This is a genomic window from Marinibacterium profundimaris, from assembly GCF_002210095.1.
Lineage (GTDB): Bacteria > Pseudomonadota > Alphaproteobacteria > Rhodobacterales > Rhodobacteraceae > Marinibacterium > Marinibacterium profundimaris.
On sequence record NZ_AQQR01000026.1, the window covers coordinates 43,178 to 54,026 of the forward strand.

The 10,849-nt window shown below is 62.7% G+C and carries 11 protein-coding genes, 1 tRNA gene and 1 pseudogene; 6 read left to right on the top strand and 7 right to left on the bottom strand.

The genetic code is table 11. The features are described from left to right. Positions 1-5: 5 nt before the first annotated feature. The 5 genes from ATO3_RS25760 to ATO3_RS29360 all read left to right on the top strand — a co-directional run bounded on the left by ATO3_RS25760 (position 6) and on the right by ATO3_RS29360 (position 5,894). Positions 6-1,121: an NUDIX domain-containing protein gene (locus tag ATO3_RS25760; protein WP_158218078.1), complete on the top strand. Its 1,116-nt coding sequence runs from the start codon at positions 6-8 to the stop codon at positions 1,119-1,121. 64 nt (positions 1,122-1,185) lie between these two features. Further along, complete coding sequence (locus tag ATO3_RS25765; RefSeq protein ID WP_088652748.1) at positions 1,186-2,220, top strand: cysteine synthase A; 1,035 nt, start codon at positions 1,186-1,188, stop codon at positions 2,218-2,220. A 4-nt stretch (positions 2,221-2,224) separates the two neighbouring features. Beyond that, the gene (locus ATO3_RS25770; protein WP_088652749.1) at positions 2,225-4,705 is read left to right on the top strand and encodes a DUF3772 domain-containing protein; all 2,481 of its coding nucleotides are present in this window, start codon (positions 2,225-2,227) and stop codon (positions 4,703-4,705) included. A 633-nt stretch (positions 4,706-5,338) separates the two neighbouring features. Further along, positions 5,339-5,428, top strand: a tRNA-Ser gene (locus tag ATO3_RS25775). 124 nt (positions 5,429-5,552) lie between these two features. After that, entirely contained in the window at positions 5,553-5,894 is a 342-nt protein-coding gene (locus ATO3_RS29360; protein WP_233152321.1) for a hypothetical protein, read from the top strand. A gap of 87 nt (positions 5,895-5,981) precedes the next feature. Here the strand turns inward: ATO3_RS29360 and ATO3_RS25780 are convergent. The 7 genes and pseudogenes from ATO3_RS25780 to ATO3_RS29505 all read right to left on the bottom strand — a co-directional run. After that, a pseudogene (locus ATO3_RS25780) lies at positions 5,982-6,971 on the bottom strand (recombinase family protein); the annotation flags it as partial. Next, entirely contained in the window at positions 6,968-7,297 is a 330-nt protein-coding gene (locus ATO3_RS25785; RefSeq protein ID WP_088652750.1) for a hypothetical protein, read from the bottom strand. The gene ATO3_RS25785 and the pseudogene ATO3_RS25780, both read right to left, overlap by 4 nt. 82 nt (positions 7,298-7,379) lie before the next feature. Continuing rightward, on the bottom strand, positions 7,380-7,706 hold the full coding sequence (locus ATO3_RS25790) for a hypothetical protein (RefSeq protein ID WP_088652751.1): 327 nt from the start codon (positions 7,704-7,706) through the stop codon (positions 7,380-7,382). A gap of 174 nt (positions 7,707-7,880) precedes the next feature. Further along, positions 7,881-8,228 (bottom strand): hypothetical protein, encoded by a 348-nt coding sequence (locus tag ATO3_RS25795; RefSeq protein ID WP_088652752.1) that lies wholly within the window; start codon positions 8,226-8,228, stop codon positions 7,881-7,883. Beyond that, positions 8,221-9,843, bottom strand: coding sequence for a type IV secretory system conjugative DNA transfer family protein (locus ATO3_RS25800; protein ID WP_088652753.1), 1,623 nt, complete (start codon positions 9,841-9,843; stop codon positions 8,221-8,223). The genes ATO3_RS25795 and ATO3_RS25800 overlap by 8 nt, the downstream gene beginning before the upstream one ends. Continuing rightward, entirely contained in the window at positions 9,840-10,244 is a 405-nt protein-coding gene (locus ATO3_RS25805; protein WP_088652754.1) for a hypothetical protein, read from the bottom strand. Before ATO3_RS25805 ends, ATO3_RS25800 begins: the two co-directional genes overlap by 4 nt. 130 nt (positions 10,245-10,374) lie before the next feature. Then, the gene (locus ATO3_RS29505) at positions 10,375-10,506 is read right to left on the bottom strand and encodes a hypothetical protein (protein ID WP_269845440.1); all 132 of its coding nucleotides are present in this window, start codon (positions 10,504-10,506) and stop codon (positions 10,375-10,377) included. On the opposite strand from ATO3_RS29505, the gene ATO3_RS29365 reads away from it, so the two are divergent. Further along, on the top strand, positions 10,505-10,849 hold a 345-nt coding region (locus ATO3_RS29365), incomplete at its 3' end, for a hypothetical protein (protein ID WP_233152322.1). The two genes, ATO3_RS29505 and ATO3_RS29365, sit on opposite strands and share 2 nt — an antisense overlap.

Below are 10,849 nucleotides of genomic sequence, written 5' to 3' on the forward strand. Positions count from 1 at the left end.
GCGATTTGGCTGAGATCTTTCTGTTCGGACGGCTGCGGCATGCGCCGCTGCTGGAGATTGTCCTTGGCCGACCCGTGGCTGCCTTGGTGCGGCCCGCGCGCCTTCCGGGGCACAAGCCGGTGCTGGCCGGGCCACGAGGGCCGGTGACGCTGATCCCCGATCCCGGCGGGGCGGGGGCCCCCGGCCTGCTTCTGGGCGGGCTCACGGATGTCGAGATCGAGCGGCTGCATTTCTATTGCGCCGTGCATGGCGCGGCCCCGCTGGACGTGACGACCGATGGCGGCGAAGCGACGGCCTTTGTGACGCAGGCACCCGAGGCACCGAAGGACGGGGCAGGGGACTTCGATCCCGACACCTGGCAGGCCGAGGGCGCCCCGCATGCGATGCTGGTGGCGGTAGAGGTCATGGCGCAATACGGCCGCTGGCCGGCCAAGGATTTCGGCGCGCACCGGCTCAAGGCGATCGAGACCCGCGCCGCCGCCCGCCTGCGCGCCCCGCAGCGCGCCCGGCCCTCGCGCTTCGACCTGGACCGCGACGTGGAGCTGCAGGCGCGGACGCTGCCCTATCTCAACTTCTTCTCGGTGACCGAAGTCAACCTGCGCCACCGTCAGTTCGATGGCTCCATGGGCCCGGTCATCAACCGCGCCGCCATCGGGGTGGGCGATGCGGCCATCGTGCTGCCCTATGATCCGGTGCGGGACGAGGTGCTGCTGGTCCAGCAGTTCCGCGCCGCGCCCTATATCGCCGGCGATACCGCGCCCTGGACCTGGGAGGCGCCCGCGGGCCTGGTGGATCCGGGCGAATCCCCGGAAACGGCGGCCTACCGCGAGGCCGAAGAGGAGGCAAAGGTCCGCCTGTCCCGCCTGGAACGGGTGGCCGGGGCCTATTCCTCGACCGGATCCTCGACCGAATTCTCGCACATCTTCGTGGGGATCGCGGACCTTGACGGTGCCGGCGAACTGGGCGGGCTGGAGGCCGAGGGCGAGGATATTCACGGCGAAGTCATGGCCTTCGACGCCTTCTTCGACGATCTGCAGGCCGGCCGCTTCGTCAACCTGCAACTGGTGACCGCCGGCTTGTGGCTGGCACTGAACCGCGAGAGGCTGCGCAGCGGGGGCTGACCGCTTGTTGTCCCGGGATGCGGGCGCTACACCTTCTGACCAAACGACAAGACTGGGGGCGCCCATGCGCATTGCACGAGACCTGGCCGACGCCGTCGGCAACACGCCACTGATCCGGCTGCGGAAAGCCAGTGAAGAAACCGGCTGCGAGATCCTGGGCAAGGCCGAATTCCTCAACCCCGGACAATCGGTCAAGGACCGGGCGGCGCTTTACATCATCCGCGACGCGGTGAAGCGCGGGGTATTGCAGCCCGGTGGCACCATCGTCGAGGGCACGGCCGGCAATACTGGCATCGGGCTCGCGCTTGTCGGGGCGTCGATGGGGTTCAAGACGGTCATCGTCATCCCCGAGACGCAGAGCCAGGAAAAGAAGGACATGCTGCGGCTGGCCGGCGCCGAGCTGGTCCAGGTGCCCGCCGCCCCTTACAAGAACCCCAACAACTACGTGCGCTATTCCCAGCGCCTGGCCGAGAAGCTGGCCGGGACGGAACCGCATGGCGCGATCTGGGCGAACCAGTTCGACAACGTCGCCAACCGGCAGGCCCATATCGAAACGACGGGCCCCGAGATCTGGGAACAGACCGGCGGCAAGGTCGACGGCTTCGTCGCCTCCGTGGGGTCCGGCGGGACGCTGGCCGGCGTGGCCGCGGCGCTGCAGCCCAAGGGTGTGAAGATCGCCATTGCCGATCCGAAAGGCTCGGCGCTGTTCGAATATTACGCCCATGGCGAACTGGGCACCGACGGGTCCTCGATTACCGAGGGGATCGGACAGGGGCGCATCACCGCCAATCTCGAAGGCTTCACGCCCGATTTCGCCTACCAGGTCCCCGATGAGGAGGCGCTGCCGATCATCTTCGACCTGCTGCGCGAAGAGGGGCTGGTGATGGGCGGATCGACGGGCATCAACATCGCCGGCGCCATCCGCCTCGCACGCGAATTGGGGCCGGGCCACACGATCGTGACCGTGCTGTGCGATTACGGCACGCGCTACCAGTCCAAGCTCTTCAATCCGAGCTTCCTGAAGGACAAGGGCCTGCCGATCCCCGACTGGATGGGCCGCGGCCCGGCCAGCATCCCGGGCGTTTTCGAGGACGATTGACCTCATGTTGATATTCAAGCGCCTTCTCGCGGTCCTCAGCCTTCTGCTTTGGGCCACCCTGTCTGTCGCCCAGTCGGCAAGCGACGCCACGATCGACCCCGACGCCTGGCAGGCTCTGGTGTCGCGCGCCGAGACGGTGCTGGATGCCGACCGGGCCTCGGACGACGCGCTGGAGTCCATGCGCGCCGAGATCGCGTCCTACCGGGAGCGGTTCGCCGATGCCCGCGACGAGAACGCCACGCGGATCCGAACGCTGCAATCGCAGCTCGACGCGCTGGGACCGGCACCCGAGGACGGCGAGGAGGCTCCGGCCATCGCCGAGACCCGGGCACAGCTGCAGGACAGGCTGGAAGAACTGCGCGCGCCATCGGTGGTGGCGGAGGCCGCTTATAACGAGGCCAACGGCCTGATCGCCGAGATCGACGCGCGGCTGCGGTCGCGTCAGACCGAAGAGCTCTTCACCCGCGATCCGATCCCGATCAACCCCGCGCTCTGGCCCGATGCCTGGCGCGCGGTCGTGGGCTTTGTCGAGGACACGATCGAGGAGACCCAGCGCGCGCTGAACAACGAAGTCACGCGCCAGCAGGCCGTCAGCTCGGCCCCGATCATCACCTTCCTGCTGGTGCTGGGCGCTTTCGCCATCCTGCGCGGACGGGCGCTGGCCGGGCGGCTGGGGGATTACCTGCGCAGCTTCGGCGGGGCCGGCAGCGGGGTCTGGACCTTCGTTGTCTCGCTGGGCCGGATCATCATCCCCGCGCTTGGTGTGCTGCTGATCCTGACCGCCCTGAAGGTGACCGGGCTGACCGGTATGCGCGGCAACGCGATCCTCAACGCCATGTTCCACTGGTCGCTGATCCTTCTGGCCTTCGCCTGGCTCGGAGAGCGTCTGTACGACACCCGGGACGGCGAGGGATTGATCCCCTACGCCAGCCACACCAAGGCCGAAATCCGGGCCACGATCTGGACCATGGCGCTTGTGCTGGTGTTCAAGGATGCAGCGGACCTGATGATCGGGCTCGAGAACATGGATGCCGCCGTGGCGTCCGTGATCCGGCTGCCGATCGTGGTGGTGGGCGGCATGGTTCTGTTCCGGCTGATTACGATCAGCCGCCCTGACCGGTCCGAAGCCGAGGCCGCGACGGACAGCGCCTCGGTCGAGGACGACGACGATCCCGATGCGGTGTCCAGCGTGCGGAGCAGCCTGTTCCGCATCATGCCGCCGATCCGCACCGCGGCGCAGATCATCGCCGTGGCCGCGCCGCTGGCGGCGGCCGCCGGCTACATGAACGCCGCCGAGGCGGCGCTCTACCCGATGATGTGGACCCTGGCGATCCTGGCCCTGGCCGCGGTGCTGCAGCGGTTCATCGCGGGAATATACGGCTATGCCACGGGGCAGGGCGACGGGGCGATGGATTCGCTCTTTGCCGTGCTCACGGGCTTTATCCTGGCCGCCGTCTGCCTGCCCTTCATCGCCCTGATCTGGGGCGTGCGCGACAGCGACCTGGGCGAGCTCTGGACCCGCTTCCTGCAGGGGATGACGATCGGCGGCGCGCAGATTTCGCCCGTCGACTTCCTGACCTTCCTGCTGGTCTTCGTCCTGGGCTACGGCCTGACCCGGCTGTTCCAGGGGGCGATGAAATCCTCGCTTCTGCCGAAAACCAAGATCGACCCGGGCGGGCAGAATGCCATCGTGTCGGGCATCGGCTACCTGGGGATCTTCCTGGCGGGCCTGATCGCGGTGACGAGCGCGGGCATCGACCTGTCGTCGCTGGCGATCATCGCCTCGGCGCTGACCGTCGGCATCGGTTTCGGCCTGCAGACCATCGTGTCGAACTTCGTCTCGGGCATCATCCTGCTGATCGAACGCCCGGTGGCCGAGGGCGACTGGATCGAGGTCGCCGGCACCATGGGCATCGTCAAGGACATCTCGGTCCGGGCGACGCGGATCGAGACCTTCGACCGCACCGATGTGATCGTGCCGAACTCCGACCTGATCTCGGGCTCGGTGACGAACTACACGCGGACGCCGACGGGGCGGGTGATCATCGCGGTGGGCGTGGCCTATGGCAGCGACACCAAGAAGGTCGAGAAGATCCTGCTGGAGATCGCCGAAGATCACCCGATGGTGGTTGCCCGCCCGGCGCCCTTCATCGTGTTCCAGGGCTTCGGCGCGGATGCGCTGGATTTCGAGATCCGCGTGATCATCCGCGACGTGGGATGGGGCCTGCAGGTGCGGACAGAGATCAACCACGCCATTGCCGAACGTTTCGCCGAGGAAGGGATCGAGATCCCCTTCGCACAGCGCGACATCTGGCTGCGCAACCCCGAGGCGCTGGCCAAGGACCACGCGCGCCCCGATCCTGGGCCTGCGCCTTCGGCGGGCTCTTCCAGCGCGGGCTCGAAGCCCGAACCGCAATGGGAGCTTGACGCGGCACCCGACGCGGACTCTGGGGGCCCTGACGACGGACCCGGGGAAGCGCGGTGACCTGACGCCATGGTGGCGTGTGGTACACCATCCTGGAATGAGAGCCGGCCGGCGCCTTTGCGTTCGGCCGGTTTTCTTGTCGGGAGCTGCCGGGCAACTGCCGCCCGGACGCCCGGTCAGGTATTCGATCCTACGGTTTGCTGGTGCGATCTTTTCTCGGTCCTGGAAGGACGCAACATGGGACAAGGTCGTCACGGAGATGAACCGAACGATCAAGGAGGCGACCGGGAAACGGTACGATTGCGACAGCCACGATCAGCTGCTCTCGCACCACGGCGACCTAACGGAAGCATACAACCTCACACCCAGGCCGATGCGCTACGCATACACCTGCAATACTTGGCCTCCAGGGCCAGTCGCTTCATCCCGAGTCCAAGCCACTAAAGGCCGGATTGAACACTTGGGCCTATGCAGGAGGTGAGTGAGAGCCGGCGCAGCTGAAAACAGCCTGACCGCGGGTGGCGACAACTGCGACGGGGGAGAGGTGCTCGTTCACCGGGCGCCTTCCGTCGGTCCGCGGACCAGCAGCCGACGCCGTGCCAAGGCTATTTCCGGGCCGCAGTCGAACTAGTTTTACAAGTCGTCGCGCACCGTCTTGCAGTCGCCATGGAATCTTTGCTAAGGGGGCCGGACGGAGAGGTGGCCGAGTGGTCGAAGGCGCACGCCTGGAAAGTGTGTAGGCGGGAAACCGTCTCCAGGGTTCGAATCCCTGTCTCTCCGCCATTTTGCAATCCGGCATGGATTCCCCCCTTAACACTTTGAACAGAAACGAAACCTCCGGGGTTCGAAACCCCTCATTCCGGCAGTAGGCCAGACGGTCCTTGAAAGCCAGTCTCAGGACGAGTCGTTGCAGGTCGAAACGACCAGTTTCCCAGACTTTCCAAAGGTTTGCGGGAAATCTGATCGCGAGTTCGAACATTTGCTCGAAGGTTGCTTTCGGCTTGCCCGCAGTTTCGGCTTTTTCAGCGAGCAGCAGCTTTTCCTGTTCGATCTGCCCGATTTTCTTTTCATACGCCTTGATGACCGTGCTGGTGTCCGCCTCCATGAGACGGGAGAGCAAGGCTTCGACCTGCGCATCCAGTTCCTTGATCTTGCTGGTATAGAGCGCGGCATTCTCACGGGCGCGGTCCTGGCGCTCATTCCACGCAGCACTGAACATGCGCTTGGCAATCGAGAGCTTCGCAGGTGACGGGGTAATGTCATTGAGCAGCACGGCAAACTCCCCTTCAATCACATCGCGGCGGATGGATTTACGGTAGGAGGAACAGCCCTTGTGGAAGCACATATAGTAGGGATGTTTCTTGCCCGTCTTGCTCTTCGACCAGCAGGAGGTCAGCGGGTGTTCACAGTCACCGCACAGGGCAAAGCCGCGCAGCGGGAAGTCTTCGTTGATGTCCGCCCGTGCGGCGACACGCGCCCCTTCACGGATACGGTCCTGCACACGGGTGTAGGTATCGAGCGAGATCAGCCCGTCATGCTGGCCTTTGCGAAGCGTGATGCCCCAGGCAGGCACTTCGATATATCCGGCATAGTGCGGACGGCTCAGCAGGCGGATGACCTCCTCATAGCGCACGAAGCCGTTCGGGAAGCGGGAGGCGAATGCAGGTTCGGATTCCAGATAGGTCTTCACCTCGGACTGAGAGGCAAAGCGCCCGCAGGCAAAGCCTTCAAGGGCTTCGGCAATGATCGTGGCGAGCGGTTCGTCCCGGACCAGCAACTTGCCATGTCCGGCCACACGTTCATAGCGAAAGCCCGGCGGTGCGGGGAAACACCAGTAACCGTTCATGGTACGGGCGCGCATGCGGTTGGTGGTCTGTTCGCGGTTCTTCTGGCGCTGGTGTTGTGAGACGGACGCGAGCAGGTTCTCAATCAGGACGGAATCGGAATCCTCGCCGAAAGTGATAGAAGGGCTTTCGAGCTTGCCGCCAAGGTCTTTCAAGGTCCGGCGCAGCGTCCAGTGGCTTTCAATGTCACGGGCAAAGCGACTGATATCGTCAATAATAACGATGATGCCTTCGCGCCGCATGGCCTTGATGAAGGCGATCAGTTCGTTGAAAGACGGGCGATCCATCAGCCCACCGGAAACACCGCGCTCATGGAACACCCTGATCACCTCATAGCCTTTGCGTTCGGCATATTCGCGGCAGCGCGTGGCCTGTGAGTCAAGGCCGTGGCCTTCCTCTACCTGTCGGGCGGAAGACACGCGGCAATAGATCAGGGCTTTTGGGGTATCGGTATCTGGAATCTTGAAGTGTTCTGCGCTCATGGTCGCTCCTCTTGTTTTTGATTGTCAGGGGATGCGACTGTTTCGCGCGGCAGGTCTTCAAGGCAGATGTAGCTTAGCACATCATCGAAGCCCACGTCACTTTCGGGGAAGAGTTTATCCCCAGGCTTGACGCTGAAGCCGAGATCGACAAACGCCACCATCACCTGCCACAGAGCAAGCAGACATTCCTTCTGCTGATCTTCGCTCAGACCTTCGCCTTCCAGTTCAGACCCGTAGTCGTCCAACAGGCGATCACCGAGTGATCCTGGCGGCCCGAGCGTGCTGGTGTCCTTCAGTTCGGTTCTTGTTTTCCCTCTATCTTTCATGGTGCGTCCTTTCTGTTTTTCTTGTTGATGGCAGGACGGGCGCGGCCCCACACAGCCAAGCGCCCGTCCGTTGTTCGGTTAGTCACCTGCGGAAGCGTGCCGGACGCTCAGACCGGGAACGGTTGCTTCCCTGTTCGGCCTGTTGGTCGGTGTTCCGCTCCAGACTACGTTCGCGCTTCAGATCGCGGACAACGCCGTGGGCTTCACGGGCGAGTTCGGCCACGCGCAGCAACTCGCTTGCCGAGAACGATTGCGTCTCCTGGAGATGTCCGTCCTTGTCCTCGTAAATCTTGGCCAGAGAGACCGTGTAGTACGGGCCTTTCTCGGATGCGTTCTCCCAGATACTCGCCTTCAGGCGGCTGTCGCGCAGGGTTTCAATCGGTTTGTTGGATACAGTTGTACTGTCCATGGAAATGCTCCTTTCCTTGGTTGGTGGTTTAGTTTTCGGGATTTGTCGTTTCGTTCTTATGGTCCGCGAGGCGATGCCGTCAGCGAATAAGAACAAACATAGAACATATCACATTGGCTTTCTCCTTTTCAACGCAAAATTGAACAAGATCAGCACATTAGAACTTGCTGATATTCATCGGTCGCGTGCCCGTCTGAAGAAACGGCTGGCCATGTTGAGGCGTCGTTCCTCGAACTTCGCACGGGACAAGCGGCGCATCTCTTCCCAGTCGGCATTGAAGCGGGCGCGGTTGGGAGGGGCGAAGTCCGGTCGTGGTTCGGGGAGATCGAAGCGGTTGAGCTTCACATGCCACTGGTCGCGCTCGGACGGATCGCGCGTAATGCAGGGGTCAGGCATTTTGCCCGTCCGCAAGGCTTCAAACGCATCGCGCGAGAGTCCGGCATCACGGGTGAAGCCCGCGTCATAGGACGGGAGTTCACCCCGGTGCTGAAAGCTGTAGGAACTGGGGAGGCTGTCACGCATCTCTCTGTCCCCCGATATGAGACCAGGTGCCGCCCCGGTATTGCGGCAGGTGGGCGAAGCGGTCGGGGACGGCCTGCCTGATGACAGGGCGCATTTCTTTGCGGCCTGTATTCGTCGTCACGCTCACGCGGTCATAGGGCGGATGGTACGGGTTCGGGTGATAGCGCCCGGCCATGAACGGCTGGTCGAAGTACGGGGCGCGTTCCGCCAGCACCGCCCCCGGCAGGCCATCAGCAAAGATGAACTGGCGGTTCTCGGGCAGGTTCAGCACTTCATCCGTGGTCCGCAGCGGACGCCGCTGCCGTGTCTGCCACTGGCTTTCCAGCCGCTTCTGCATAAGTTGCGGGATCAGATCAAACGGATCGGCCCCGCTGAAGAGATTGCCAAGCAGTCTGGCCTGATCTAGGCGCGCACGTCCTTGCCGCACGGGATCAGTCCATTGAAAGGTCTGCACGCCGAGCATTTCGGAGATGGTGCGCGAGGACAGGACATCGCGCAGGCTGAAGTAACTCTGGCAGCCCGCACTGGAGGTAACGATATCCCGCGCCCCCGGTGCCAGGTCATCCATCTGTTTGAGAGACTGGAACACCGCCCAGGGTCGGATACCCATGCCAGCGCCATAGGTGAACATGCGCGGCACAAGGGAAAAGCCTTTCAGTTGCGCGCATTCATCCAGTATCCAGGTCTGGGCAGGCGCGTCGGGTTTGCGGGCCTTGTAGATCATCGCGCCCGTGAAGATTGCCTTGATGACGGGGGCATACGCCCCGACCAACTCTGCCGGACACATCATGTAAAACTGGCTGAACTGATCGGAGCGGCACAAATCTTCGAGCGAGAAATCGAACGGCGGCGACACGGATTCCCGCAGGACCGGATCACTGAGACAGGCAACCGCATTGAACAGCTCGCCCATGATCCCGCGATAGCCGCCCGAGGAATCTTCTCTTGAGGTGGCAATCTCTTCTTCCACACGGGCGACCAGCGGAATGCCTGAGCGGTACATCTCATAGGCAAAGTCACGCCATGCAGGCGTATTGCCGGGGATCAGGTTGATGGTCTCGTAAAGGGAAGGCAGATCAAGCTGACCGTTCAGCATGACCAGCGTTAGCGAGATCGCCTCTATATATTCCCGTGCCCTTTGTTCGAAGAAAGCCGATTGCGGGGCACCGGAACTGGGCACCAGCCCTTCGGCGAACAACTTCACATCCGCGAAGAGCGAGGGCGAGGATTTACGAAGATAATCGACCGGGTTCACGCGGTCCTGAGCGATGCCGTGCAGGCCAAGCGGGTTCCAGTAGTGGCAATGCTTGTTATCAGGCGTCTGGTCCTGCGAGATCGCGGCCAGTTCGCCCTTCAGATCGAGCGCCAGCATCGAGCCGCGCGTGAATATCCCGCTGCACAGGTTATAGGCCAGCACATCCCGCAGCTTGCCGGAGCGTGCCCCGCCGATCAGGAGCAGACCGCCGGGACGGTCATACCAGAGCGGCTGGCCCGCATGATATCCGAGAAAGAGCGACGTTCCCGTCTGCTGCAGCATTCCCGTAGCATGAAGATCAGCATGACTGGCAAAGTTGGCCGAGCCGAACGGATGGCGGTCATTCCACGAGAGGGTCATGACAACCCCCACTGGATCAGGCCGACAACGACGATCAGACCGAGGAACACCATTCTGCGGCGTGACTTGCGCTGACGACGCAGGCTCGAAGGGTCTTCGATGACCTCACTGTCCTGCTGCATCACCTTCAGGGCGAGGTGCAGGCCGTAGGCAGACAGGGCAGCGTTGATCGTGGCGCTGACCGTGAAATAGACGACCAGCGCGAGCACCCCCTTCAGACCAAGCAGCACAAGCTGCGTGTCCATGCCCTGGTAATGTTCAAGCGTGTAACGCCAGACACTTGGGGCCGTGCGCTCATAGAGCTTCGGCATGAAGGTGAAGGCGGCAGCGACGCCAACAAAAAACGACAGGCCGCGCAGTGACCTGACAAACGGCGATCCGATATGTCCTTGTCCGCTCATGAAAACACCTCCGGGAACGGGGCGCACCTCTCCCGCACGCGGAAACAGGACGCCCGCGCCGGAAGCGGCAACGCTGTGATGGATTGGGGTGTCCCGCCGCACGCGGCGGGACTGAGGGGCAAACGCCCTGTTACTTCTTGCCGGAGCCGTACCCGGTCTTCAGGTCCTGGCGCACGCTATAGGGCAGCGTGCTCAGGTTCGGCAGCGGCTTGCCGGACTGGGCAAGCGTCTGTCCCAGCTTCACGGTCGAGGTCATGGACATGGTGGTTCTCCTCTTGGTTGGTCTGCGCCGCAACATTATGTTTGCGGGCATGAGTGAGGATGACGGAAACCAGAGTGTTGGGCGCGGGAAGAAATTTCCCGCAACACCTGCAGATGCTTCGCGCAACAAAGTTGTGTCAATTTCCGATCTAAGAAGGCTTAGCCACAAGGAAGCGAATGATTTTGTATCCCGCTCCGTTATAAACCACTGGCCGCAATACAGAATCGACTACTATAAAGAGGTTTTGCTGCGGTACTCGGAAAGAAACTCAGTATCTCCACAGACGCTATACGATCAGATGGTAATCCCCCCGTTTTTACGGGGACTTGGTCGTAGAGTTCAC

What these genes read in the sequence shown, in the direction of transcription:
- ATO3_RS25765 (WP_088652748.1), top strand. Translation starts at nt 1,186, where the DNA reads ATGCGCATTGCACGAGACCTGGCCGACGCCGTCGGCAACACGCCACTG.
- ATO3_RS25770 (WP_088652749.1), top strand. Translation starts at nt 2,225, where the DNA reads ATGTTGATATTCAAGCGCCTTCTCGCGGTCCTCAGCCTTCTGCTTTGG.
- ATO3_RS25785 (WP_088652750.1), bottom strand. Translation starts at nt 7,297, where the DNA reads ATGAAAGATAGAGGGAAAACAAGAACCGAACTGAAGGACACCAGCACG.
- ATO3_RS25790 (WP_088652751.1), bottom strand. Translation starts at nt 7,706, where the DNA reads ATGGACAGTACAACTGTATCCAACAAACCGATTGAAACCCTGCGCGAC.
- ATO3_RS25795 (WP_088652752.1), bottom strand. Translation starts at nt 8,228, where the DNA reads ATGCGTGACAGCCTCCCCAGTTCCTACAGCTTTCAGCACCGGGGTGAA.
- ATO3_RS25800 (WP_088652753.1), bottom strand. Translation starts at nt 9,843, where the DNA reads ATGACCCTCTCGTGGAATGACCGCCATCCGTTCGGCTCGGCCAACTTT.
- ATO3_RS25805 (WP_088652754.1), bottom strand. Translation starts at nt 10,244, where the DNA reads ATGAGCGGACAAGGACATATCGGATCGCCGTTTGTCAGGTCACTGCGC.
- ATO3_RS29505 (WP_269845440.1), bottom strand. Translation starts at nt 10,506, where the DNA reads ATGTCCATGACCTCGACCGTGAAGCTGGGACAGACGCTTGCCCAGTCC.